Annotated in this window: 23 protein-coding genes; 20 read left to right on the top strand and 3 right to left on the bottom strand. The window is 44.8% G+C overall.

Annotated elements, in window-relative coordinates; genetic code table 11:
• Positions 1-29 precede the first annotated feature (29 nt).
• The 5 genes from BDD26_RS20470 to BDD26_RS05150 are packed head-to-tail and all read left to right on the top strand — an operon-like array spanning position 30 to position 8,571.
• Entirely contained in the window at positions 30-464 is a 435-nt protein-coding gene (locus BDD26_RS20470; protein WP_115825719.1) for a condensation domain-containing protein, read from the top strand.
• Positions 436-6,090 carry a non-ribosomal peptide synthetase gene (locus BDD26_RS20475; RefSeq protein ID WP_115825720.1) on the top strand — a complete coding sequence of 1,885 codons (5,655 nt, stop codon included), beginning with the start codon at positions 436-438 and terminating at the stop codon, positions 6,088-6,090. The genes BDD26_RS20470 and BDD26_RS20475 overlap by 29 nt, the downstream gene beginning before the upstream one ends.
• Complete coding sequence (locus tag BDD26_RS05140) at positions 6,077-6,472, top strand: RidA family protein (protein ID WP_115825721.1); 396 nt, start codon at positions 6,077-6,079, stop codon at positions 6,470-6,472. Before BDD26_RS20475 ends, BDD26_RS05140 begins: the two co-directional genes overlap by 14 nt.
• Complete coding sequence (locus BDD26_RS05145; protein ID WP_115825722.1) at positions 6,465-7,343, top strand: alpha/beta hydrolase; 879 nt, start codon at positions 6,465-6,467, stop codon at positions 7,341-7,343. The genes BDD26_RS05140 and BDD26_RS05145 overlap by 8 nt, the downstream gene beginning before the upstream one ends.
• 49 nt (positions 7,344-7,392) lie before the next feature.
• Complete coding sequence (locus BDD26_RS05150; protein ID WP_115825723.1) at positions 7,393-8,571, top strand: MFS transporter; 1,179 nt, start codon at positions 7,393-7,395, stop codon at positions 8,569-8,571.
• Positions 8,572-8,573: 2 nt separating this feature from the next.
• Here the strand turns inward: BDD26_RS05150 and BDD26_RS05155 are convergent, their stop codons facing one another.
• Complete coding sequence (locus BDD26_RS05155) at positions 8,574-8,759, bottom strand: hypothetical protein (RefSeq protein ID WP_115825724.1); 186 nt, start codon at positions 8,757-8,759, stop codon at positions 8,574-8,576.
• A gap of 1,055 nt (positions 8,760-9,814) precedes the next feature.
• Between BDD26_RS05155 and BDD26_RS19360 the strand changes: the two genes are divergently transcribed.
• The 5 genes from BDD26_RS19360 to BDD26_RS05180 all read left to right on the top strand — a co-directional run bounded on the left by BDD26_RS19360 (position 9,815) and on the right by BDD26_RS05180 (position 15,377).
• On the top strand, positions 9,815-10,012 hold the full coding sequence (locus BDD26_RS19360; protein ID WP_147298998.1) for a hypothetical protein: 198 nt from the start codon (positions 9,815-9,817) through the stop codon (positions 10,010-10,012).
• A 456-nt stretch (positions 10,013-10,468) separates the two neighbouring features.
• Positions 10,469-11,386 carry an integrase domain-containing protein gene (locus BDD26_RS05165; protein WP_115825725.1) on the top strand — a complete coding sequence of 306 codons (918 nt, stop codon included), beginning with the start codon at positions 10,469-10,471 and terminating at the stop codon, positions 11,384-11,386.
• Between the two features lie 245 nt (positions 11,387-11,631).
• Complete coding sequence (locus BDD26_RS05170; protein ID WP_115825726.1) at positions 11,632-12,042, top strand: hypothetical protein; 411 nt, start codon at positions 11,632-11,634, stop codon at positions 12,040-12,042.
• Positions 12,043-12,516: 474 nt separating this feature from the next.
• The gene (locus tag BDD26_RS05175; protein ID WP_115825727.1) at positions 12,517-14,451 is read left to right on the top strand and encodes an SIR2 family protein; all 1,935 of its coding nucleotides are present in this window, start codon (positions 12,517-12,519) and stop codon (positions 14,449-14,451) included.
• Between the two features lie 422 nt (positions 14,452-14,873).
• Positions 14,874-15,377: a glutathione peroxidase gene (locus tag BDD26_RS05180; protein WP_115825728.1), complete on the top strand. Its 504-nt coding sequence runs from the start codon at positions 14,874-14,876 to the stop codon at positions 15,375-15,377.
• Positions 15,378-16,085: 708 nt separating this feature from the next.
• Here BDD26_RS05180 and BDD26_RS05190 read toward each other — a convergent pair.
• Positions 16,086-16,553, bottom strand: a complete 468-nt coding sequence (locus BDD26_RS05190; protein WP_170140374.1) for a hypothetical protein — start codon at positions 16,551-16,553, stop codon at positions 16,086-16,088.
• Entirely contained in the window at positions 16,535-17,284 is a 750-nt protein-coding gene (locus BDD26_RS05195) for a hypothetical protein (RefSeq protein WP_115825731.1), read from the bottom strand. Before BDD26_RS05195 ends, BDD26_RS05190 begins: the two co-directional genes overlap by 19 nt.
• A 677-nt stretch (positions 17,285-17,961) precedes the next feature.
• Between BDD26_RS05195 and BDD26_RS05200 the strand changes: the two genes are divergently transcribed.
• The 10 genes from BDD26_RS05200 (at position 17,962) to BDD26_RS05235 (ending at position 23,964) form a co-directional block, all read left to right on the top strand.
• Complete coding sequence (locus BDD26_RS05200) at positions 17,962-18,411, top strand: antirestriction protein (RefSeq protein WP_115825732.1); 450 nt, start codon at positions 17,962-17,964, stop codon at positions 18,409-18,411.
• Positions 18,401-18,679 carry an antirestriction protein gene (locus BDD26_RS19995; RefSeq protein ID WP_244922660.1) on the top strand — a complete coding sequence of 93 codons (279 nt, stop codon included), beginning with the start codon at positions 18,401-18,403 and terminating at the stop codon, positions 18,677-18,679. Before BDD26_RS05200 ends, BDD26_RS19995 begins: the two co-directional genes overlap by 11 nt.
• A gap of 6 nt (positions 18,680-18,685) precedes the next feature.
• The gene (locus BDD26_RS20000; protein WP_244922661.1) at positions 18,686-18,862 is read left to right on the top strand and encodes an antirestriction protein; all 177 of its coding nucleotides are present in this window, start codon (positions 18,686-18,688) and stop codon (positions 18,860-18,862) included.
• 161 nt (positions 18,863-19,023) lie between these two features.
• Complete coding sequence (locus BDD26_RS20005) at positions 19,024-19,236, top strand: hypothetical protein (RefSeq protein WP_244922662.1); 213 nt, start codon at positions 19,024-19,026, stop codon at positions 19,234-19,236.
• Positions 19,226-19,522: a hypothetical protein gene (locus tag BDD26_RS20010; RefSeq protein WP_244922663.1), complete on the top strand. Its 297-nt coding sequence runs from the start codon at positions 19,226-19,228 to the stop codon at positions 19,520-19,522. Before BDD26_RS20005 ends, BDD26_RS20010 begins: the two co-directional genes overlap by 11 nt.
• A complete protein-coding gene (locus tag BDD26_RS05215) occupies positions 19,522-19,818 on the top strand; it encodes a TA system toxin CbtA family protein (protein ID WP_115825733.1) in 297 nt (98 codons plus the stop codon). Before BDD26_RS20010 ends, BDD26_RS05215 begins: the two co-directional genes overlap by 1 nt.
• A 92-nt stretch (positions 19,819-19,910) precedes the next feature.
• Entirely contained in the window at positions 19,911-20,834 is a 924-nt protein-coding gene (locus tag BDD26_RS05220) for a DUF1281 domain-containing protein (RefSeq protein ID WP_115825734.1), read from the top strand.
• Positions 20,835-20,953: 119 nt separating this feature from the next.
• Positions 20,954-21,640: an N-6 DNA methylase gene (locus BDD26_RS05225; protein WP_115825735.1), complete on the top strand. Its 687-nt coding sequence runs from the start codon at positions 20,954-20,956 to the stop codon at positions 21,638-21,640.
• Positions 21,641-21,854: 214 nt separating this feature from the next.
• A complete protein-coding gene (locus BDD26_RS05230; protein ID WP_115825736.1) occupies positions 21,855-22,766 on the top strand; it encodes a TraI domain-containing protein in 912 nt (303 codons plus the stop codon).
• A gap of 190 nt (positions 22,767-22,956) precedes the next feature.
• On the top strand, positions 22,957-23,964 hold the full coding sequence (locus tag BDD26_RS05235; RefSeq protein ID WP_115825737.1) for a tyrosine-type recombinase/integrase: 1,008 nt from the start codon (positions 22,957-22,959) through the stop codon (positions 23,962-23,964).
• The last annotated feature ends 465 nt before the right edge of the window (positions 23,965-24,429 follow it).

Here is a 24,429-nt window from a genome sequence, read left to right on the forward strand (position 1 = left end):
CAGATGTAATTTTTGCAAAGGAATATTAAATGATTAAAGCAACGCTTACAGTAGAAAGTATCTGGAAAGCCGATCTCAAAACACATAAAAATAGTACCAGCTACAATGAATATAGAACGGTGTGTATTCAGGGGCCAATATCAATTGCTAAACTTTCTACTGCAGCAGAGAAAGTTCTAGCGCGTCACAGTGCTTTTTCTATTAAATATATGTATGAAGATGATGGATTATGGATTGAAAATAGTTATCCTATTTCTGCTAAGGACATCTGTGTCATTAAAGCTACTTCAGAAAAACAGGCACAATATCTGTTAGAGGAATTTATTTATAAAGCCTTTGATATTCAGTTAAGTCCATTATATCGATTCACCATAATACACTGCGAAGAAAATGAAAAGGTGTTTGTGAACTTGACTGCACATCATACCATCGTTGATGGATGGTCTTTCTCTATATTTTTTTAAAGAGCTGGCTGAAGAGTACAAGAAAGACCATAATACCGAGAAAATTCAGCTGCAAGTTGGAACCAGAGATTTCAGAAAGGCAGCTCAAGCTGAACTTGATAGTCTCGTGAACGGAAATATTAAAGAGTCTCTTGACTACTGGAAACTACAACACCACGTTATTGCTGATAATTTAAAGCTTCCTACTGATTATATACGTAAATCTTCGATAGAGCAGGAAGGTTCATCTATTGAATTTGTATTGAATAATGATATTTCACAACAAATTAGAGAACTATCATCTAAAAAAAATATTTCTGTCTATACCATTTTCATGGCCTTATATTCTGCCCTGCTATACAGATATACAGAACAAAGCGAAATCAATATAGGAGTACCGGTGCTGAATAGGCACAATCTTGAAGACATGTCAGTGATTGGGTGTTTTGTAAATACCCTAGCATTGCATTTCGAATTCAGCCAAGAAATCAATTTCCGAAATATACTAGAAATGACAAGCATAAAATTGAATGAAGCATTATTGCACCAGAGAGTGCCATTTCCATTACTTGTCAAGGAACTAAATATCAAGACTGATCCTAGTGTAAATCCCCTTTTTCAGACTATGCTCACTTGGCTTGGTAAAGACAGTATTATTGATTTTGGAGAGGGGCTATCTACAAAAGATATTCACATAAAACGCCGACATGTAAAATTTGATCTCCTTGTCAACATTCGGGAACAACATAGTGGACAGTTCATTCTGGATATTGAATATAATTGTGCTGTTTTTAAAAATTCAACCATCAATCGTATTTTCAATCATTTTGAAACCCTGTCAGCGTCAATCCTGAGTGATGTAGATGCACCGATCAACCACGCTGAGCTTCTCTCTGTTAACGAGCGTCAGGAAATACTGGCCTGGAACGCCACGAAAAAAACTTATCCAAAAACGAATGTTCTGGAAATGATCATCTCTATTATGAAAGAACGTAGCTCGTCAGTTGCGTTGGAATTCGGTAATAGTACTCTCACTTACGGAAGGCTTAATTCTCTGACATCAGACATTGCTCAATGGCTATTTGCTAAAACTAAAAGCGAGTTCATCGGTGTTATTATGGAAAGATCCTTCGATATGACTATCGCTCTGTTAGCCATCATGAGGTCAGGTAAAGCTTGGGTGCCGATCGATCCAGAATATCCTCAAGATCGTATTGATTATATGATTCAGGATTCTGGTGTAGAATTAATCCTTACGCAGGATAAATTCTTTGGAAAGCTAAAAAACTTTCGCGGAGAAGCCATAACACTTGAAAAAGCTTTAAACGATGTACCTGATTCTGATTCCAGTGGCCCCTCAATAAACCTGACGCCGGATAGCAGAGCCTACATGATTTATACGTCTGGCTCAACAGGCAAACCAAAAGGAGTTATTAATACTCACAAAGGTATGTTCAACCGACTCTACTGGATGCAGGAACAATACAGATTAACGCCAAAAGACCGTGTTCTTCAGAAGACACCATTCAGTTTTGATGTTTCTGTGTGGGAATTTTTCTGGCCGCTTATGTTCGGAGCCCGTATTGTCATAGCAACTCCCGGGGGACACAGAGACACTACCTATCTAAAAGATCTAATCGCAGATAAAAGAATAACTATCCTCCATTTTGTTCCTTCAATGCTCAATGCGTTCCTTAAAGAAGATGATCTCAGCATAAAATGTTCGAGTCTGATCAATGTTTTTTGCAGCGGTGAAGCTCTCTCTGCGGAGATAATAAAATCATTTTACTCCCAGCTTTCCTGTAGTCTTCACAATTTATATGGCCCTACTGAAGCTGCGATCGATGTATCTTTCTGGAAATGTGATAAAAATTACAGTGGAAATGTTGTTCCTATCGGCAAGCCTATCGCGAATACTCAACTTTTTGTTTTGAACAAAGCCCTTAGAATGCAGCCCGTAGGTATTGCTGGAGAACTATTTATTTCAGGTGTGCAACTTGCAGAAGGATATAATAATAAACCTGAGCTGACAGATAAGGCCTTTATTGATGTAAGAAGTGAAGATGGCAAACATACTAGGATGTACAAAACCGGAGATTTGGCTCGATATAATTCGAGTGGAAATATTGAATATATTGGAAGAGTAGATCATCAAATTAAACTCAGAGGTTTCAGAATTGAGCTTGGTGAAATTGAAGCTGTTATTTTAACTGTAAATAAGGTTAGGGAAGCTGCCGTTATTCTTGACGAATCCACTGGAATCAAGAGACTAGTGGCTTATTTGTCCCTGAATGCCAGTTCCAAAAATAGTAATGAACAATATGAAATATCTAAGATTAAAACCGAAATATCGCAAAAATTGCCCGGATTTATGGTTCCGAGTCATTTCGTTTTTATGGAAACACTCCCCCTCTCAGCAAATGGAAAACTAGACCGCCGAGCTCTGCCTGTACCTTTAGCACACCATACTGAACCGAAAGAAATTGAGTTCAATAGCGAAAAAGAAGCTTTATTCCATAGAATAATCAGCAAATTAATTCCATCCAGTTCTTTCAACCTTGGTGACAACTTCTTTAACATAGGTGGTGATTCGATTCTAGCTCTGAGATTAATCTCAGAACTTAAAAAGAATGCATTAACGCTTACGCTTAGAGATATTTATGAAGCGAGAAACATTTCTGAAATGGTTCTAATGGCTTCGGATTTAAATTTCCATCGTGTAAAAAAGATGGAACCTTATTATTTAATTGACTCAGCAGATAAAGCAGTAGTCAGCAACAAAGGAATTGATGCATGGCCTATGAGTGTTCTGCAAAAAGGGATGGTCTACCATTCTTTACTTCACGAAGAATCATCAGTTTACCATGATATTTTTTCCTATGAAATTGATGATGCATCTGTAAGTGAACTCACTACAAGAATAGAAAGAGCATTTAAGCGTAACGAACAGCTGCAATGTGTCTTTGATATGACAACCTGCAGTGTTCCTATACAGATATGTTTAGCAGAGCCTGTCAAGGACATCACCAGAATCCAGGTCATAGGTGATCTCAACGACCATCTGGTTCACTGGGAGTATAAGCGCAAACAGGTACCTTTTGATTTTGAATCTGGTCCGCTAGTTCGCTTCACCCTGCACACCGTTGATGAGAGTGTAAAAGCTCTGTCATTGGATTTCCACCATGCGGTGCTCGATGGCTGGAGTGTAGCCACATTGATTAATGAAATAGTGAACGGTACTGTTGTTGAACCTCAATCAGAAGTTGAAAATCTAAACAACGGTTATGCAACTTTTGTAGCAGCTGAATCTGAAGCTGTGAATTGCCGGGACAGTGAAGCTTACTGGATGAATACCATCCAACAGGAAACCTGTAAAGGTTTTGGATTAGATGTTGATGTTCATACAAGCAAATCAGAATCTATTATACTTTCAGATGATTTTGTTCTTACACTGCGTGAACTGAGTAGGAAACATTCAGTGCCTTTGAAAACGGTCGCTCTATATTTCCACTGCCTCACCTTGCGTACTGTGAGTGGTCAAAAAAACATTTGCTTTGGTCATGTCGTTAATGGCCGACTTGAATATGAAGGGGCCGAAAAATCGCTGGGATTGTATCTGAACACTGTTCCATTTATTGTGAAAGAATCGTCTATTTCCGAAAGCGATCTCCTCAATGATATTTTTAACACCGAAAAGTTCAGCCTTGATCATCGCAGATTTCCACTTGCAAACATGCTGAAAGCAGCTAATCGTGACAACGTCTTTGACGTGGTATTTAATTTCACCGATTTTCACGCCTATGCTCTTGAAAAGAATTTCATCAGGCGAGCGCGTTACTACGAGCAGACTAACTTTCCGGTGATGCTCCATTTTGCCCGAGATCCGTTTACCGGGGGCTATTCCGTAACGTTGAATTATCATGACACTGTTAAAAATAGTACATTTGTCAAAGACTATATTTCAAGTTTTAACCAGCTACAGATACCGGAAAGGGGGCTTCCAGTACCTGAAGATTTGGTAACCATTTTCCACAACGTCACAAAAAACCACTTCGGGATAGATGATAATTATCATTCCCGAGGAGTGGATTCAATCTCCGCACTGCGTATAGCCGCATTGCTCAAAAAAGCTGGTTATTATGCCAAACTTAGAAATATCGTTGAGTCAACTAGTCTGACAGAATTCTGGGCGTCCATTCAGAATAAAATGGAAGAGCAAACAGATGCTGAAATTCCTCAATTCACATTCGATATCCCTGCCGCCCTGAAGGAAGATCAGACGGCAGAGGACTATTATCCTCTAACAGACACACAGCTGTTAATGATTGAGGCTTATCACGAGGAAGCAAACTTTTCAACATATCACGACATATTTGGGTATGAATTGAGTCTCCGCTGTGTGCCTGAATATATTGAAAATGTTCTGGAGGGACTAATCGCTGCTCATCCAGTACTCCGTACAAGCTTCGTTATAAATGAAGGAACCATTCCTCTGCAGAAAGTACATAAAAAAAGCTTTTTGAACCATCAAAATTCAGATTTTAGCCAATCAGATAAACTTAACGCGTATCATAAATACCTCCGTTGGTTTGAAGCTGAGAAAGAAAAGCCTTTTGATTTCAGTAAACAGGAACTGGTACGATTCTATAGCCATAAAATTGGAGAGGAACGTTTCTATCTCACTATCAGCTTCCATCACAGTATTCTGGATGGCTTTAGTCTATCCCAGTTAATCAGGTCGTTTGTGACGGACTACCAAAATTTGCTGAACAAGAAACCCATTCTGAGAGAAGAATTACCGATACCCACCTTCAGGGAGTATTGTTTGCTCAGTAAGGCTGAATCACTCTCGCATGAGGCAAAAGCTTTCTGGAAAGAAGTGCTTTTTGAAGAACCTATACTTAAGCTGCCATTTACTTTCAGTGAAAGTGGCCGCAAATGGTCAGAGACGAAAATCACCTTCGAGTCAGATCTTTCCCTAGGACTCGCTGATGTAGCCCAGAAATCCGGAGTTTCACTGAAACATCTTCTACAGGCGGTACACTTCACTGTCCTCAAAACTCTTTTTAATACTCCTGAGCTGATTTCGAGTATGTTCAGCGGGGGAAGAACGGACTGCCTTCACTCAGAGAAAACCTTAGGTATGTTTTTGAATTTTCTTCCTGTCAGATGCAACCTTTCAGATTTGACTATCACTGAAGCAGCCCATCAACTCAGGGATTTCGAAAATAGATCTCTTCCTTACAAGCGCTTTTCCTTAAGCGAAATTAATTCACTGTCTCGTCATAAGAGTTATCTGACTACATGTTTCAATTTCACCCGATTCTCAAACTATCAGGCAATCTCGAATCCTCAGACGAGCGGAAACGATGGAAGCCCCTTGGTTCGAACCTTATGGTTTGAGCACACCCACTTTGGCCTGCTCGTTAATGCAGGATTTGATCTTTCCCTTAATGAAATAGTCATCACCCTAAATGCAAAAAGCAAAGTAATTTCAGAGTTTGAATTGGAGCAGTTAGCACAGATGTACATGAATACGGCACGCGCAGCAGTATCTATTCATAACCTTGAAAGCATCACCATCCACTCTCCCAACGTAGATATCAGCTCAGCACGCGAAATAGGAAAAGCATATGAAGCTAATTAATCCTACTGAGATCCATCCTCCCATAGGGGAATATTCCCATCAAGCATTGCTCGGAAGTAATAAATCACTGCTTGTTATCTCGGGTCAGATAGGTATGTACCAAGACGGCTCAGTCCCTGACGATCAATCCCAGCAGTTCAGTTTAGCGCTTAACAACATTCGTATAAATATAGAAGCGCAAAAGCTAAACATACAAGATATTGTCAAAATGACCTTTTACTGGAGTGGTGAAATATTGGAAGCCAGAAAGCGTAACCACATTTTGAATACATGGCTTGAAGGACATCGACCATGTATGACCATGATGGTAGTCAAGGCATTGGCAAGATCAGATTTGTTAATTGAAGTTGATGCTCTTGTGATAGGAGTAACACATGATTAGTAACTTCAATGAATTCGGAAATTCGACAATTCACACTCACACGTCATCTGATGGCTATACGCTTCATTATCGTTCCTGGGGCAATGAGTGTGCAAAAGACATCATTGTAATGTTACATGGCGGCGTGAGTCATTCGGGATGGCAGTATCCGCTAGGGAATAGCTTTACTAATCGTTCTCCATACCGCTTTGTGGCTCTAGACCGTAGAGGGTCTGGGCTGAACGCCGAGAAAAGAGGGCATATTGTATCTGTTCAGCAGGAGCTGAACGATGTAGCCTCTCTACTATTAGATCTTGTGCAAAACGGAGCCAAAATACATTTGGCCGGTTGGTGCTTCGGCGGTCAAATTGCTGCACTGGTTGCAGCGCAGTCTGAACTTAAGGGCAAGATTTCCAATCTGATTATGATCACTCCGGGTTTCTGGTTTACAGAGCGTTATGGCGATATTCTTGTTAGGACAACCCATAGCGTCAAACAGGTGCTGAGTAATATTAACTACGAGTTATCCCATGATATTGATTATTTTCCGGTGCCATTGGCAGTAGAAGACTTTACTGATGATCCAGACCTTCAGAACGCTCTGATATCAGATTGTCTACTTTTAAGGAATGTCACTCTGAACACCATTGATGTGTGGCAGGAGCTTGCCGATCTGTCCCGAACTGATCTAATTTCTTCGTCAAGAGGAATACCGGTCATGTGCATTCTTGCCAATCGGGATCGACTTGTTGATAACCATGCTGTCGCTGAATATTTGATTAGTAGGTATGGAAAAGAAAATACAGACGTTATTTGGCTGGATGGACCTCACGCCATTCAGTTTTCTGAGGCAGATCGGATAGTAAAATATATCTGTTCTTTTCTGCGGTAAGAATATCAATAGCTGGCCATTGTGCCAGCTATTTAAAACAGGTGATAATATGGAAAAATTAGGAATCAGGGAATTAATCCTTTATTCAGTTAGTGTTTTGACAATAACAGGTACGACAATTATAGCGCCTTCACTTCCTGAATTTAACTTTCAAAATTTATTTTCAGGAATTAAGGCCGATTTTCTTTATCGTGTAACTCTAACTTTACCGGCTTTTTCAACCGCGCTGACAGGCCTATTACTCGCCATTCTAAAGAATGTTCCTAATAGAAGAAATCTTTTGATTGTTGGACTTTTATCTTATGCATTTTTTGGGAGTATGGGTTATTTTACGAATGATGTCATTAAACTTATTATTTCTAGGTTTTTTCTCGGTGTCTCAATTGCTATTCTAATGTACAGCGTAACATTTTTTCTGGCTGAAGGTGATAATCTTAAAGATATACGTAAAAAATTCTACGATCAGTCAGCTTTCATGGGAGGCGCAAACATATTCGTTTCATTAATTAGCGGATTTTTGGCGACTATGGAATGGAAATATCCTTTCTTTATTTACTTAGTTTCATTAGTCTTAATACCGGGTGTAATCATAACCCTGAATAAAACGCCTCTAAGAGCAGGATTCCTGCCTCAGAATGTTGAGAAAAAGCCTAAAAATCCACCGACTAGAACAGTGTTACCCCTAGTCTTTTGTGTGTTAGCATTTTTAAATATGGCCATCTATTTTACGATACCGTCGCTTCTACCCTATTACATCATGGATATTAACTCTAAAGTCTTGCCTCCTGTTGGTATTTACCTTTCTTTTGTTTGTGGCATATGGTGTTTATCTTCTCTATATTTTGGTCGCAGTAGAATTTTCGCCAAAGATTTCACATCTGTAATTTTTGGTTTTATAATCTTGGGGCTAGGACTATTCATTCTTGGTAACAGCCATTCTACTTGGATGATTTTTATTTCGTTATTTTTCATTGGAGCTGGATTGGGGTTAAACGTCCCAGGATTTAACATTTTAATTATTTCGGCATCCGATGAACGTTCTCTACGATTTATTATACCTATATTAATAACCGCAATATATCTGGGCCAATTTCTCGCGCCTACTTTAGCAGAACCAATCATTGATATATTAGGTCTATCTCTGACTTTCAAAGTCTATGGAATCATTTCGAGTGTGATCGCTATATCTGGATTCACACTCTGGAAGTGGAATTTGTTGAGAATGTAGCCTTAAAAAATGCTGCTGATTAACCCAGGTGGTGAAATGACAATTAATTCTTTCTGGGGAATTATTTCCTTATGGAAGCGTTTGTTCTCATGCCAGCCACACACAGCGCTATCCCCGTTGACCTCAATAACCGTCATTTCTTTTTTTTTGAGGTCATTTTTCATTACTACAGTGCTACCAACTATCATATAGCCTCCGGAAAAGTAAAAAGCGAAAAGTGAGTTACTAATCTCTTCATGTTGCGAGGATATCTTATTTTTAGTGATTATTAGATAATAGTAGAATTTTTTTTAATTTTTAACGAAAATTTCTAATGAAAAGGTCGCCAGCATCAGTGAATAACCATCTTATTTTCACCCTTTTCCAGATCCGGACGAGTGTGATTCATTTACTACAATTCAGCTTTAATATCTCGGCTGATGCAGAAATATGGAGAAAGTCTGGGAGCTAAAGAAAAAGCGGGAATTTTTATCAGTAAAATGCCCCCATAACATGGCAAGAGGCCATTATTCCTTTAATAATGAAGGGAAAGAGACTGACTTGGATGCAATGTTCGAAGACCTGAAATTAAGCTGACAAAATTTTGGGCGGTTTCGGCTTACACCCCCAGAACAACGAAGGCCATAGCTATAAAAATTGAGACTAAAAATTTATCATCGACGCAGCAGTAAAGTTCTTCTAAATTATACATGCCTGAGGATCTCCACTATTTTGTTTTCTTTAGTAAAAACTTTGCTCGTGCCTCAGGCACTTTAGTTCCCTTCTTAAGCGAAGCTCAGGTTAATTTAATCAACATACTGATGCAAGTTCAGGGGTATGAATATGGTTTTTTTACGGTATTAGGTGTCCGCCCTTTATCACAACGCGGTAACCCGAAAAGCACATCCATTTATGTCGTGCGGTGCCGATGTGGTAAATACGCCGTCAGATCACTCAGGGCCATCAGAAACCCGGCGAATATGAATGATATGTGTGAGCATTGTCGTCACCTGTACAACATGAGGCGCAGAAACCACTTTCTTACTGAAGGGAAGGATGTTGATTTGTCAGAATTAACCGGCATTACCGATAAAAAGCCCCTGGACATTAAAGAATACAGGAAGGGTATTACACTTGAGTATAAGTCTCTGGACACGTAAAAATCGTGGGGCAGAGATCATCGCACTGACATTGACCCGGTTTGATGCACACGCTACCATCGAAATGTAATTATCAGTGATCTGTTCGCCTGTGAGGATCACCCATGCGATGGCGAAACAAAGCTCCCGTAGCCTGCAAGGGAGCGCATTACTTTGCGGTACATCTGCGCACTTTTGGAAGCAGATATCGTCAGACAATAGCCCACCGTCCGACGATGAAAGTTATCCGGTGTCATTCACGACCGGCTTATCACGCAATACGAACAACGCAGGCTTTGCGTTGTCCCGAATACCGACGATAAACGTCCTGAATGTTGTGCGGCGTCACTTGAGTAAAAGCAGCGCGATTACCAAGTGACGCCGCTAAGCGGCTAACGTCCAGAGCACGTCCGGCCTGCCTTTACGACCCATTTGATCCCCGTATTACTCAAAGTCACCCGTTGTTACGGGTCTTGTTCTGTCTGAATCGACTTGCTTCGTTTGTTTTTTAACCCACTGCCTGACAACAGGCTGATACCGAAAAAAGGAGAAATTCCCCACGTCACGATAATGAGGCGTTCACCCTGATTGAATCAGGCTCTGAACGGGGAGCATGTCATCGCTGTGCTGAGCACGTCGCGAGCTCCTGCAAAAACTCAACACAACCTCGCCCTTGCTACACATTGTCTGACGCACCACGGAACGGTGAACCTGAACCGACACGCAGGGATTTGTTTAAAAATGAATAAAATAAAAGCAAATGCTCAGGAGATGCGAGGATGGCGCAGAAATCGACACGTTCTAAAATCGAACGGTTCAGAAAAGAATTTATGACCCATGCCCGGCAAGCGGGCGGGAGTTTTGCGACGGTGGCGGATCGTGAGCGGATTGCCCGGCAGTTTCTTCACTTTCTGAAAGACAAGGGCATTAAGCTCCGGCAGATGGACAGCCTCAAAACAAAATATATCGAGCACTACATTACACAGAGAAAGGCTGGCCCTATCAGCCACCGAACCCTGCAAAATGAGATGGCGGCACTGCGAACCATTTTAGCGCAGGCCGGGAAACACAAGCTGGCAGCAGCCGATAATCCGCGATTGAGCAACCGGGCACTGGGGATTGCCGATATAGATCGCAGGGGAACAAAAATGGCATTAACCCCGGCAGAATTTCAGGCGGCTTTTCAGCAGGTCGAGCAAAGAGATCGGGGAGTGGCCGCAGTGATGCAGCTGGAGTATGTATTGGGACTGCGCACCAAAGAAGCGGTGGAAGCTTACAAATCCTTAGCTACATGGAAAAAAGCGCTGGAGAATGGTCACACCTCTGTGCGGGTGGTGTTTGGCACCAAAGGAGGGCGGCCGAGGCAGACGGTTATTCTGGATCGGAAGGCGCTGCAACAGGCTATTGACTATGCGGAGCGAGCAAAGGCAGAACGCAGTGGAAAGTTGATTAATAAGCCCACGCTTCATCAGGCGATAGATCGTTACCGTTATGTGGTCAGACGTGCCGGACTGGTGGGTAAACAAGCGCCACACAGCATGCGCTACCATTTTGCACAGCAATCTGGCGCACATTATAAAGCACAGGGTTTTAGTGAGCGGGAAGCGCTGGCACTGGTGTCAATGGATTTAGGGCATGGTGATGGGCGGGGGCGTTATATTCGGCAGGTGTATTACCAGAATATTGAGGGTGAATAATAGTTGTATTAATTCACGCGAGATCTGATGCGTTCACTGATCTTAACTCACAGCCAGAAGCGGGCATATCAAAATTTCCATTTTATCGGTCTTACCTAGGAGTGACTTAAGCATTCAGATTATTCTGTCTAGTTCTGCTGGCTGTTCAGCCACTAGCCTAGTAGACTGGTGAACGCATAACTCAGCTAAAAATTAATCTTACGTTTAATCAACAATGACACAGCCAAATTAGATACGGATTGACCATGCCAATAATTAAATCTAAGCTAATGCCTAGTGCGCAGCCTTCTGAAGAAACCAAAGCTGAACTTCTTGAGCAAATAAATGCTCCCGCAGGAACTAACATCCAGTTAATGGTGCTTGAAGTAGATTATGATCGTAAAAAGCTATATGTATGCTTATCAGGCGGAAATATTGTAGATGGGGAGCCCCACTTTACCGTTACAGGCAAAGCTGCATTTGAAGCTCTTTGCAATGTGCAAACCATTAATGAAAAACTAACAATACAGCAAATCGTTATCGGTGAAACCCCTTTAAAAAATAAGGTTAAATCCACGCTGAAAAATGCGCCTGCAAATTCGTCCATCTGCTTTATAGGTGATATGCAGGGTGAACTCGATGGTGTATTGATAGACATATTCAACATTTCTAAATAGTATGCGTCCGCGAACGCAACCACACTCAACCCGGCGAGTTGCATTTTGTGTATAAAGAAGCCATTCCCGAATCTGAGGCTGCGTAAGTGGCCTTTTTAACGCTTCCCGTTACATCATCGAGCCTGCCTGAACAATACAGTCAGTCTCTCCAGTTGAGTGGGATAGTGCGCCCACTATTTGCCAATAACAGACATCACTGACGTTACACCACGTTAGGCCTGAAATCTAAAAGCGTATGGTTCATTTGGGAGGACTGACATTAGCATCTGAAGGTCTAGCTTATTCACTATATGGGGATAATAGAGCGCAAAGCGAAGATGGGTGTATGCAGCAGAACGTTTTGAAACTTAGGTATCTAATGTAAACACCACACAATTTAATCTCATGTTACGCATTTGCACTCTTTTTGACGATTTGAATTACCAGAAAAATTAAGGCATTAATAGCACATCTACGCAGCCCAGAGGAAAAACTATGGAAATGGATGACTGGTGGTTTGATTGGAAGGGGTTCACGCCCGAGCGACCCTGCCCAGGCAAGGTTGTGTTGATGGTTGGCGCGGGGATTTCGATAGAGTCCCCCACGCAGCTACCTGGGGGATGCGATCTAACTGAAGCGCTGCTCGACCATTTACTTGACAACAGCGCTGCCTCCGAAATAAAAACTGTGTTTAGCCAATGTGAGCAGTGGATGGGGCGAAGCCTGCCGCGCTTGGAACATGTGCTTGATAAAGCGTTTGAACCTTCAACCATTGAAGGCGTCGAGCGTAGCGGTGCCGCACGGGAACTGCTGCGTATCTTTTCCCAGCGTCCTCCGAATGCGAATCACCACCTGATTGCCGATTACCTGATTCAGCAACGTGGCTGGTGTATTACCACCAATTTTGATGATTGTATCGAACAGGCTGGTCGTCATCAGATCCCTGTGCACGTTATTGACCCTGATACCAAAACCTTTGACATTATGCACCGGGAATACGGCGAAGACTGGGGTATCATCAAAGTGCACGGTACCATAGAACACGGCTGCTCTGGGCTTGGCGCAACACTTGCAGACTTGGAGCACGGGCTGCCAGAAGCATTCAAAATACAGCTCGAACAGGTTACAAATCAGGCCGATTTAATGGTGGTCGCAGGCTACAGTGGCACCGATCATTTCGACATTAATCACTGGATCCGTGAGCGCTGGAATGGAGATCGTTCGACCCGGTTGGTATGGATTGATCACCGTCTTAAAGTAGAGGAAGAGTTCTGGCTACTCAGCGATCAGGAAAATCGCGAGCCGAAAGTCTATTGGCAAGGTGCCTTTGGCGGTATGAAGATTCAGTACGGGCCAACACTAGAACTGCTGACCGCCCTACTTGGAATTTCCAGTAGGACGTTGGCCGATACTGGAGAGGGTAAAGATTGGTGGCGAACTGCTCTGGCAGAATATTACACCCCGACGGAGAAAGAAAAGTACCTTACCGGTACACGCTTAGCCAGTTCTATGGGTCTTGGCCAACTAGCCGAGGAGCAGCTCCGTTATTTGAAACGCCGGCTGGAGAACGATAATTTGTTAGCGCCTTTTGAAGCTGAGATTTATTACTCCCGTGGGTTTATTGCCGGGGCGCTATTGATACAAAACTATCTAAAACCCCCGCACGAAAAAGTCAGAAAAGTGAACCGTACAGGCCTTATTCGCGCTAAAGGTAAACCTGCAAAAGCACTCTTATTTTATCTTACGCAGTGGTTAAGGAGCCCCCACAGCCTCTCACTTGATGAGCAAATTGACGCGTTTGCCTGTCTGCTCGATATCGCTGAACGGAGGCAGCAATGGCAACTCTGGCAAAGTAAACCTTTTCGGCGTTTGGGCGAAAAGATATGCAGCGTTTTCCGTCAGTATTTCATGAAACTTGAGAATAAGAAGTTGCCTCTGTATCTGCATGGGAGGATACAAATGCAGTCCATTCGCGTGGGCACCCTGTTTTACGATGAACAGGTTTTTCCCTTCGGAGAGGTCTGGAATTTACTATACAGTGAGAGCAGTCCTCCGAATTTTTATACCCCGCACGGCCCAGCAATCCCTGGTTTTTATCTTATTGAACGTAGCACTGCCCGTGAAGAAGATCGCATCGCAGACTTGGTGCTGGCCAATATTAATTACGTCAATATCCTGCTTTCCGCGCTGCGGCGTCGCTGGCCTAAGGGCAGCCAAAGCGTATTTAAGGAAAGGCAGAAGAGCGATGGATATTTGGATTCGGGAGAGTATGCTGTAACGTATATCGTGCAACTGTTAAACGAAAGCTCGCAGATCGCTAGCGCTCTGAATGCACCACATTTGCAGATTCTGATCGCCAGAGCGTGGATTAGGGCGGACAGCATTTTAGGTGGTATTGAATATTGGAAACAGCAGCGTCTTTATCTGTAGCTCGGGAGTGCTAGAAATTCTGTTGTCAGGCCGTATCAAGCAGGTCGAATCGGTTCCTTCGGAAGAAAAAGATGATAATGAAGCCTGTGATCACAAAGCCTGACTGCTCCCCATTGCTCAAGACACTTGATATAAGTATGCATTCCGAACTTCCGCTTCTCGCTCAAATCAGACTACCGATGACAAAATGATTAGTTTCGTACTAAAACACACGTAGTGCTGATGTCATAATATTTTAATCAGCGGGAGGTTGCTTAAAGCTCGCCTGTTTGTTGCTTTTTTCTTTAGAATTTGCAAAGGTAAGTCGCATACGATTTCAGACCTGTCACGCAATCAGAAACAGGGTTGACTTTCCACGCCCTATAACTCGACAGCTATGTGGTAATGTCGATGCCGACTGGTTCTGTTTTGAGGATTAAAATATGACCACCTTTTATCAATTGACAGCTACAAGTCTTGGCGGTCAGCTCATCTCTATGGCTGACTACGCTGGTAAGGTGGTTCTAGTCGTTAATACAGCGAGTCATTGTGGCTTTACACCACAATACGGCGGCCTTGAAGCGCTCTACAAGAAATACGCTGCTCAGGGCTTTGTAGTGCTTGGTTTTCCCTGCAATCAGTTTGGAAAACAGGAACCTGGCGGCGCTGAGGAAATCGCGCAGACCTGCTACATTAACTACGGTGTGAGCTTTCCGATGTTTGAGAAAGTAGAAGTTAATGGAGCCTCAGAACATTCGATATTTCGTTACCTAAAAAACGAGCTGCCTGGTCTGCTGGGTAAGCGGATCAAGTGGAATTTTACTAAGTTCCTGATCGGACGTGACGGTGAACCGCTCAAGCGCTTTGCACCTAATACTACCCCCAAAAAAATGGAAGCCGCAATCCTTACGGCACTTTCGAGAAACTCATTATCCGTAAATGGGTGAGGTTCGCCTCTCGCCCATAGCGGACCGTTAACAGATCTACCGACAGCCCTGCGGGCGCTAAATTATCTCTTTTTTCGCTCTCGCTTGAGGTTGAAGATCTGCGTGACTAAGCCAGATTCCGACTGGATACTCCCTGTTGTCATTTAACCCTAGCCACAAGGCCCGGAACGCCTGCGGTCCGACGGAGCTTACCTGCACTGTCGGTTAACGCTGTGGGGCTATATCAAAATAGGTCGTAAGTTAAGATGACCTATTTTTAATCAGTTAGAGGGTCAACCTGATTTTCCCTAATAAGATTTCGCAACGCAGTACGAGCAGCAGCGACTTCTGTCATCCCATTAAGAACCACGTTGGACTGCCCTCCTCTAATCCCAAAGACTGTAACCATACCCTCTTCACAGAAATACTCTGCTTCATACTGAAGGCCATCTTTTTCTACGCGAATGTATGACATAACAACCTAATTTAATTATCTTTTGTTTGAATAATATCTTCACAAAATGATTTAAGCAATCTAGCCCAAGAATACACGCTAATCTTGCCTTGTAAGCATCCCGCTTAACAGAACCATTCGCTTTTAGAGGATTTCCGGCGAACGGTTTAGGTATCCTATAAGACCAATGCCTGCCCCCTGACCGACTTCTCCGTGCCAAGAGCTGATGTTACTAACAACAGTTTGTGTTACCTCATGGTACGCAGGTCAACACCTCAGTCTACTATACGAATCATATACACATAGTAAATTTTGAATACTTTTTTTGTCCCAGGATCTCGCTCAACATGCAACATGATCGCCATCATTCTTTTAGTTGATTCACCTGAGCTTTCAATACCTCTTGTAAAGATATTTGCTGTATCAACGACAGCCTTCATGTAATCACATCCCTTAATATCCAGAACTGACTCAATGCCGTCGCGACATTTTATTTTCAACTCAGTCCCCAAAAGAGAGACAACTTCGAAAAATGCAATATCCAGCCCCTCACGATTGATAGGAAGCTCACCTTCGAGATCCTGTAATCTATTTGATACATCCACAGGGCTATTGATGAATTCCTGAAGCGTTTCACTCCTGATCACATATGACGATTCCTCATCCAGCTTTTGTAAATGCTCTCGTAATTGTCTAACAGCTGCATCTCCGGGGGATTCACCGTTCAAATGATGCGCCAGCATCGATACTGCAAGGAAATGGCAGCCGGTGTCATCATCCCCCAATAGTAGTCACCCTGATTTTCAAAAAGGTCCCGTCTTGGTTCAAGCAAACGTCGAGATCCTCCTGCCATATCTTGTATAATTACAACACGCACATCATCAAATATTTTCATTGTGTATTCAAAATTGGGCTTATCCTGAAAATGCATTGTAGGTCTCGCATAGGCAGTAAGCTTATTTTTGATAAATTTTTTATTAGCGTTCCCCTCCGTCTGAAACATACCCAGCTCAATTTTATCAAGAATAAATTTTTGTTTTTTATTTTTGTAAGCGTTGTATTGTCGACTTGATGTCAAAGCAAACCAGTAAAACTTCTCACAGGGTGATAAATTGAACTCTTTGACAATATCTTCGGCTGAGAAGAAATAATGAAGCGGCTCCTCTTCCTCGTCATGAGAATGCAACATGCAGAAAAAATCTTTACGAGGGATTCCATCATCAAGAACATAAGACTTCTGAACATCAACGCGATTTGAATTTTCAAAATACTTCGACTGGATAATGCCGAAAATATCGATGCCATGGGCGCGTTGCCGAAGTGCCTCCAGGCTGTCTGAACGACGCTGCACAAGAAAATCAGCACCGTCAACATCTGCAGATCGCTTCATAACCCAAAATCTCGACAATAGAATAGACTGCGTTAAAGATTCACCTTTTGCTCCGTTTTCTTCCCGTTTTGCTAAAACTGACATGATGCGTACCTGTATCATAAATAGTCGAATGGTTGTCCTGAGGAAAAATACCTTAAGCAGGTTAAAATCACTCTGAAAACATTACGTGTATGATCTCCCCGAAAGTTAAGCGCCAACGCCTGAAAAAATAATGAACTTACAGAAATCGGCTTTGTTTCTCAGGCAATATCTAAACGTACAGCTTTAATCGAAGACAAGGTAAGTGACCTGCTCCACGTAACCAATGTAACCATGCATCTTATTGAGTATTCACTTTAACCGGAAGCATTTATCTTGGGGCAGTTATGTCCACTTCTCGCGCACAACTGACTGCTGCGTATTATCATCAAAGCAAATCATCCTAATCCCATCCTGTCTCCAACCTTATTTTCTATCCCCAAAAATGAATTACCCATTGACCTGATGATGTCCGTTGATTAGCGTAGTCAGACTTATCAACGATCCGGTCGCTTGTGAGGATCACCTTCGGGCAGCGACAGCAACACTCCTGTAGCCTGCAAGGGAGTACACACCCGTGTGGTACATCTGCGCACCTTTGGAAGCAGATATCGTCAGTCTGATGACGATGAAGGTTGTTTTATCTACTCTTTTCCATCATGGCCAACCGGCCAGTCACCCAACGGGGAACACGTTTCCCATTGGGTCGGTGTTCTCCGTTTTTTATTCAGGAGAATACCATGCAACAAAATATACCCCCGACCACGGTGCACACTGCGCTCGTGTCTGAACATTCCTCTTTTGCTGACCTTTTTCCGCAAACCAGTTCACTGGAGCGGATGCTGTTGGAGCACACGTTCGTTAAAGCTGCCGCTGTGCTATGTGAAAACTACCGGCGTGATCGGTGGCAGTGCCGAAAGGTGTCAGATACCGTTGCTTATGTCGTACCAACACGGTCGGATGCCTATGTTGTCAACGTCAAGACGACGGGCTTTAACGGCGAAGTCTCCGCTGATACGTTCGGGTTGATGGTGACCCTGACCGTATTCGGTTATCTGGCCGCACTCATGAAGCAAGGCGAGTATGCTGAGCAGTTTTGTGACCTGCGGGAATATGCGGCGTTGCAGCACCCCCAGGCTCAGTGCATTCGGGCGGCTTTGGGCTTAAAGGGAGGCTGTGGTGCCAAATAATGAACACATTATGCTGGACAGTCTTGCGCTGTCGGCTGTGTTTCCTGACAAGACTCCGTTGGAACGGTTGTTTCTGGGGTTCCTGTTGGCGAATACTGCGTCAACGTTATGCGGTGATTATCAGCCGGAACAGTGGGTAAGCCGACAGATCTCTGAATCGCTGACTTACCTGGTGCCGACACGGGCGGAAACCTATTCTGTTTACCTGCCGGACACACAATTAACGGTGACGCTTTCCGCTGATGCCTTCGGACTGGCGGTTACCTAAATCGTATTGGCCCGTGTTGCGGTGCTGGATGAACCGAATGAGGAAGCGTATCGGTTCTGTGCATTGCAGGAGTACGCGCAGCAGCACCCGGAAAACTACCTGATAAGAACGGTCATGACACTGAAGCCTGAAGAAGCGATTGTCAGTCCGTCATTTCTCCATAACAACAATAATCATCACTGACGTTATCAGCACATGAGGCTGTTAACGCTTTTCTTAAGCGCCTGACCAGGGAAGCCAAAACACCTTCCCGGTTCCGGGCGGGTGTTTTCTTTATTTAACGTGAAATCAAGGAACACCATCATGAACCCTATTTTTTTACCGGCACCGTATTACATGAAGCATTGTTTACCGCCCAGGTAACCGGCCTGAGACAACATCCGACAGCGTCACAGTTATTGCTGACGGACACCCTGACAACAGGGGAAGCCTCTACCATTACAGAGGTAGTACAACGTCTGAAGGTCATTCATTTGCTGGGGGATTGGCCGGCACTGGAGACGTTATCCGGTCAGTGTGAGCGGGCTTTTTTTTCCGCTGACCGTCATGGTTGTTGACGCGCAGGACAGAAACGTGCTCGGTGGTCGGTTTGGTGACGAAATTGTCTGGGCGCAGCCGGTCACATTGACGTCGGAGCGTCTGTCGCTGGAACGACAGCAGCAGCGGTTATGTCAGGCCGCAATGCTTGAACAGAGTTGGCAGAATGCGCCGGCGGCACGTGCGTTATGGCATCAGGCACATCTATTGTCACTGCATCGGGTTTCATCCCGTTGTCAGCAGTGCAATGAAGTGCGGGATATTCTCCGGCACGGTGCATCGGTCAGTATTCCGGCGGCCGCGTGATGACCACAATACGTTTAACGGTTTGGCAGGTGATTGCTGCGGTGTTGCTGAAACGGCATTTTGGCCTGAATCTGACCGATACGGCCCTGTGTGAAACCGATACGGTGGCAGCACTGATAGCCCGCGGTGTCCGGCCTTCAGAAGCCATTAACGAATTGGTGGATAAATACGACTTAATCCGGCTGAACACGCAGGTTGTCCTGCGCAGTACGCCTTATCTGGATATCCACGATGAGCTGACGGTTATTTTTGACAGTGGTTTGGCTGACAGGCTATTCAGGCAGACCGGACAGTAATCCTTTTTGTTCAATCTACCCATCGGGGGAACTGTGCCCTGGGTGGGCCGTTCCTCCTGTTTATTCTTATCATTCAAGTGAGGAACTTAACCATGGCAGAATGGTGCACCAATCAACTGGAAATCACCGGCAAATCCGTCTGTCTCGATGTGATGCAACAGTGGGGGGTCTGCGGGGAAGAAGTCCCCCGTTACCGTCAGGCGGTGTTACAAAGCCTGCGGTTATTTCTGGCGGGTTGTGCGGGAATACTGAAACCGACCAAACCACAAACCTACACCCCGTATCCGGTGTTAGTACGCGGCACGGCTGCCCCGACCGCACAGCATCTGGCGTTTGAGCAGTGGCTGCTGCTGTTGCAGAATAATGTGCTGTTGAATAATGACAATATAAAACGCATCGATAACCTGTACCGGCAGTCCGGTCTCAGCCTGATGTCCTGGGACAAGGTGCCGGAAGCGGCGCGTGATATTATCGCCCGTCTGCTGACCCGCCAGTATACCGACTGGTTCGGCATGGTGGGCTGGTCTGACACACCCGATATCGGGGCCTGCTGGGATAAGCTGAATGCGTACCCGCAGGCGGCACAGCCCTGCGATATGCTGATGATGATGTCAACGAATCTGGCGACTGAAATCAACGGCAACAGTGGCTTACTGAAAGGCATTCCCACCACGGCGCAGTTTTACGAAGCGCAATACGGGCTGGAATGGCCATTTGGTCACCATGTCCGCTGGGAACGCCGCAATGTCAGCAGCTTAACCGTGCGGTTTGATTCGCCCTGGGCACCGCCTTCAGCGGAGCTGATGGGGGAACTGTCCGCGATGTTTGACTGTGAAATCCGTCACTGGTACAGCGACGCGTCAGGCAGTCTCAAAGGCTACGACTGTTATGACCAGGGCGAGCATGTGGACAGCGGCTACGGGCAATCAGGCCAACACCGACCGGCACTGTATCTGGTCACCAATGAGCAGGCGGAAACGGCTCCGGCCTTGCCGGCGATTGCCGTCGGGCAGTAACCGGTTATTTTACTGATTCACTTTATACGCATTGACCACGTCAACCGAAAGGGGAACCGTTTCCCTTTTCGGGGCGTGTTTTCCTTTTTTCACTTTTTGTTCTGCAAGGAAAACACGTAATGGCATCCCGTACGGATCATCAGAAAGCCTTTATTTCACTGTTTAAGCAAACGGCCCGTTATCAGACCCGGTATCAGGTTTTCCGGGATTTTTGCAACTGCGCCATGGCGGCGATCCACAATCAGTATTGTTTCAGTGAAGAGCTGGAGCAGTATTACCTGAAAACCATTAACAGGTACGAGCGGGCCGATATGAACCGGATCGTACAGCTATTTTCCCATGTGGTACTCGGACTGGCGCAGGAACCCAATGATTTTCTCGGCAGTGTGTTTATGCAGCTGGAATTGGGTGATAAAGATCTTCAGCAATTCTTCACGCCCTGGAGTGTGGCCAGAATGATGGCAAAACTGGAGATGGCGGATATTTCTGCCTTATTGCAGGAAAAACCGTTTGTCACATTACAGGAACCGTGCTGCGGTGCGGGCTGTATGACACTGGCGGTGGCTGAAGAGCTGAGAGCGCAGGGGCATGATCCGTTGTGCAGCCTGTGGGTTCACGTCATTGATATTGACCCGTTGGCAGCTGTGATGGCCTACATCCAGCTCTCGCTGACCGGCATTCCGGCCAGAGTCACTATCGGGGATGTCCTGAGAGAGCCGGACAGTTCGCGTCACCGTTATACCCCCGCCCATTATCTGGGTAACTGGTCTCAGCGCTTGCGGGAAGCGGAGCTTATCGCCGCCTGAACGTCTTTTTTCAACCATCACGCCTTTCGGGGCGTTTTTTATTTTTAAATGACGTTAAACCCGATGGTGATGATGAAAATTAAGCAGATGGGTTAAGTGGATCAGGGGATGAATCGAATCCGCTTAATTTTCATTTCCGTAAAAAGAGTTGTGACTTGTTTCCGACCGGGATTCACCGACACTGAGCCACCTTTGAACCGAAAGAGGAAGCATGATGTTTCAGCGTTTTAAATCCCGTTTTACCCGTACTCCCTTCCTGTCACAAGCAATACCTGAACATGTACCTGAAATAGTACGTGATAAGGGCGGCTATTTTCGTCCGCAGTCAGCAGAAACGCTGCTGGCAACCTCCGAGCGTGACCAGTATCTCCGGCAACTGTGGGAAAACAGTGCGCTGCCTGCTGGGCTGTACCAGCAATTTTATCTGGCGCTGCTCCGGCAATTATGCGCCCGCGTGCAGCATGTCCCCGCTGTACAAGAGGGTGTCTGGTCTTATCGTAGCGGGTTTATTGACCTGACTCTGCAATTCACCGCCTGTGCCGTGCGGCTGGCGAAAGGACATATGCTGCCGCCGGGAGTGGCGCCGGAAACACAGGCAACGCAGAGTCTGCTGTGGCAGGCAGTGGTGTTTTGGTCGGCACTTTTTTATCACTTGCCCCTGTTGCAACAACTGGAAGGAGAGCTGGAAGACGGGCATCACTGGCAACCGGGATTGTGGATACCTGAACGCCGTTTCCGTTTCCGGTTTCAGACCTCGCGATGTGAGTCCCCGATTTCCTATAAAACATTGCTGGCTGCCCGTTTGTTACCGGAGGAAGCAGTTACCTGGCTGTCTTTAGTGCCCGGTGCATGGCAGTGCCTGATGTTGCATCTTGGCGGACACCCGTCCTCTGTCCCGTTGACAGACTCCCTGCTTCAGTCAGCCGCTGAGCAGGTGCAATCGCCATTGCTGAACCCTGTTGATTCTGCTGAAACGAGGGCTGCTGCCGTTCAGTCACCAACGGAGTCCGAGCCAGTTATTCCGGCTGCCACACCGGGAACCGCGTTTGTACCCGACGTCGCTGAGGATACCCGGACATTACTGTCATTGTTTCAGATACAAACAGAAAATTCTGATAAGAAATAATGCAAAGCATAACAATAACGATTTGAAATTACCCAAATGCACCGTATCAGCGCCGGAAAGCCTTGTTTCCGCAATGTGCAAAAGGTCATTATATGAAAAACAAAATAATTCAATGTATTAATCAATTTTGCAGTTTATCAATGGGGCGTTTCTGTACCGGGACACAACTTTACACACTAAGGAAATCATAATGTTAAATAATGAGGAAAAAATGAGCTGGGATGTGTTGCTGGACGAGTATTTTTTCTCGCGGATGTTACGGCCGGCAACCGAATGGAGTTATCGCAAGGTGGTGCGGGTCTTTATCCGGTATATGGGGGAAACGAGGTCGCCGGAGAGTGTGACCCACCGGGATGTTCTGCGCTGGCGACGTCATTTGCTGATAGAGAACAATCAGTCCGGCTATACGTGGAACAATAAGGTGGCGCACCTGCGGGCCATTTTTAATTTCGGCATGGAAAGAAAACTGTTGTCACACCCCAAAAATCCGTTTAATGACGCCGCGGTCAAAAAAGAGAAGAAAAAGAAGAAGACCCTGAGTAAGGCGCAAATAACCGGGATTTACCTGCGGATGCAGCAATATGAAGAGGAAGAGCGTCTACAGGTCACTCCCCGGGGAGGACGCTGCGCTCTATACCCGACGGGGTACTGGCTGGCGGTACTGGATACCTTCCGGTTGACGGGGATGCGCCTGAACCAGTTGCTGCATCTGCGGTTACGAGATATTAATCTGGACAGCGGCTACATTGAATTGCGTGTGGAAGGCAGTAAAAACCACAGTGAGTGGCGGGTGCCGATGATCCCGCAACTGAAACCCCGGCTGACGCAGCTGGTTGAACAGGCAAAAGTGTGTGGTGCGAAAGAGAATGATCAGCTGTTTGATTTAACCCGCCTGCGTTTTCGTCATCACGGACGCAATGTCAGTCATCAGTATCATCATGACAGAGAAAAGCAGCATCTCCGTTCTTTCTTTAACCGCTTGTCGAAAGAATGTGGTTTTGCTGTGTCTCCCCACCGCTTTCGCCATACGCTGGCAACCGAGCTGATGAAAGCGCCCGACCGTAATTTACAGCTGGTCAGGTGCCTACTGGGGCACCGCAGTGTGGCGACCACGATGGAGTATATTGATATCGATATGGACATCGCGGGTAAAACGTTGGCGAATGAATTGGCGTTTTATCTGGATATTGCAGTGTAATCCATTAATGTGAGGTAAAAAAACAGGGCAAGATATCAGTAGGATTGCCCTGACTGTGTCACGGGATAATAAGATGGTTTGGAGGAAGGGACACAAAACGAAGAAACCAGGAAGTTGACTCAAAGGCCAATTCTGAAATCACCTGACTTGACATCAGAATCAATTACTGAAATCATTACTTTCAACGCAAAAAAGGCGAGCACAAAAATGTGATCACCTAAATTCGTAAAGTGGCTGTTTTTAGTTTATTAACTTACGCAATGCATGAATACACATTCATTAACATTCGCTTAACAGCACTGATTTCTGACTCATCTGTTAAGTTACTGATATCACTTCAACAAATGAGTTTTAAAATTGGTGCCCGGAGGCGGAATCGAACCACCGACACGGGGATTTTCAATCCCATCGTAAGTTAATAAAATGTAAAATTCACTAATTTGACAATTTGTACACTTAACTAAT

This window comes from Xenorhabdus cabanillasii (assembly GCF_003386665.1).
Taxonomy (GTDB): Bacteria; Pseudomonadota; Gammaproteobacteria; order Enterobacterales; family Enterobacteriaceae; genus Xenorhabdus; species Xenorhabdus cabanillasii.

Excerpts from the sequence above, each read along its gene's own strand:
- BDD26_RS20470 (WP_115825719.1), top strand. The coding sequence starts at position 30 with ATGATTAAAGCAACGCTTACAGTAGAAAGTATCTGGAAAGCCGATCTC.
- BDD26_RS20475 (WP_115825720.1), top strand. The coding sequence starts at position 436 with ATGGATGGTCTTTCTCTATATTTTTTTAAAGAGCTGGCTGAAGAGTAC.
- BDD26_RS05140 (WP_115825721.1), top strand. The coding sequence starts at position 6,077 with ATGAAGCTAATTAATCCTACTGAGATCCATCCTCCCATAGGGGAATAT.
- BDD26_RS05145 (WP_115825722.1), top strand. The coding sequence starts at position 6,465 with ATGATTAGTAACTTCAATGAATTCGGAAATTCGACAATTCACACTCAC.
- BDD26_RS05150 (WP_115825723.1), top strand. The coding sequence starts at position 7,393 with ATGGAAAAATTAGGAATCAGGGAATTAATCCTTTATTCAGTTAGTGTT.
- BDD26_RS05155 (WP_115825724.1), bottom strand. The coding sequence starts at position 8,759 with ATGATAGTTGGTAGCACTGTAGTAATGAAAAATGACCTCAAAAAAAAA.
- BDD26_RS19360 (WP_147298998.1), top strand. The coding sequence starts at position 9,815 with ATGCGATGGCGAAACAAAGCTCCCGTAGCCTGCAAGGGAGCGCATTAC.
- BDD26_RS05165 (WP_115825725.1), top strand. The coding sequence starts at position 10,469 with ATGGCGCAGAAATCGACACGTTCTAAAATCGAACGGTTCAGAAAAGAA.
- BDD26_RS05170 (WP_115825726.1), top strand. The coding sequence starts at position 11,632 with ATGCCAATAATTAAATCTAAGCTAATGCCTAGTGCGCAGCCTTCTGAA.
- BDD26_RS05175 (WP_115825727.1), top strand. The coding sequence starts at position 12,517 with ATGGAAATGGATGACTGGTGGTTTGATTGGAAGGGGTTCACGCCCGAG.
- BDD26_RS05180 (WP_115825728.1), top strand. The coding sequence starts at position 14,874 with ATGACCACCTTTTATCAATTGACAGCTACAAGTCTTGGCGGTCAGCTC.
- BDD26_RS05190 (WP_170140374.1), bottom strand. The coding sequence starts at position 16,553 with ATGCTGGCGCATCATTTGAACGGTGAATCCCCCGGAGATGCAGCTGTT.
- BDD26_RS05195 (WP_115825731.1), bottom strand. The coding sequence starts at position 17,284 with ATGTCAGTTTTAGCAAAACGGGAAGAAAACGGAGCAAAAGGTGAATCT.
- BDD26_RS05200 (WP_115825732.1), top strand. The coding sequence starts at position 17,962 with ATGCAACAAAATATACCCCCGACCACGGTGCACACTGCGCTCGTGTCT.
- BDD26_RS20010 (WP_244922663.1), top strand. The coding sequence starts at position 19,226 with ATGGTTGTTGACGCGCAGGACAGAAACGTGCTCGGTGGTCGGTTTGGT.
- BDD26_RS05215 (WP_115825733.1), top strand. The coding sequence starts at position 19,522 with ATGACCACAATACGTTTAACGGTTTGGCAGGTGATTGCTGCGGTGTTG.
- BDD26_RS05220 (WP_115825734.1), top strand. The coding sequence starts at position 19,911 with ATGGCAGAATGGTGCACCAATCAACTGGAAATCACCGGCAAATCCGTC.
- BDD26_RS05225 (WP_115825735.1), top strand. The coding sequence starts at position 20,954 with ATGGCATCCCGTACGGATCATCAGAAAGCCTTTATTTCACTGTTTAAG.
- BDD26_RS05230 (WP_115825736.1), top strand. The coding sequence starts at position 21,855 with ATGTTTCAGCGTTTTAAATCCCGTTTTACCCGTACTCCCTTCCTGTCA.
- BDD26_RS05235 (WP_115825737.1), top strand. The coding sequence starts at position 22,957 with ATGTTAAATAATGAGGAAAAAATGAGCTGGGATGTGTTGCTGGACGAG.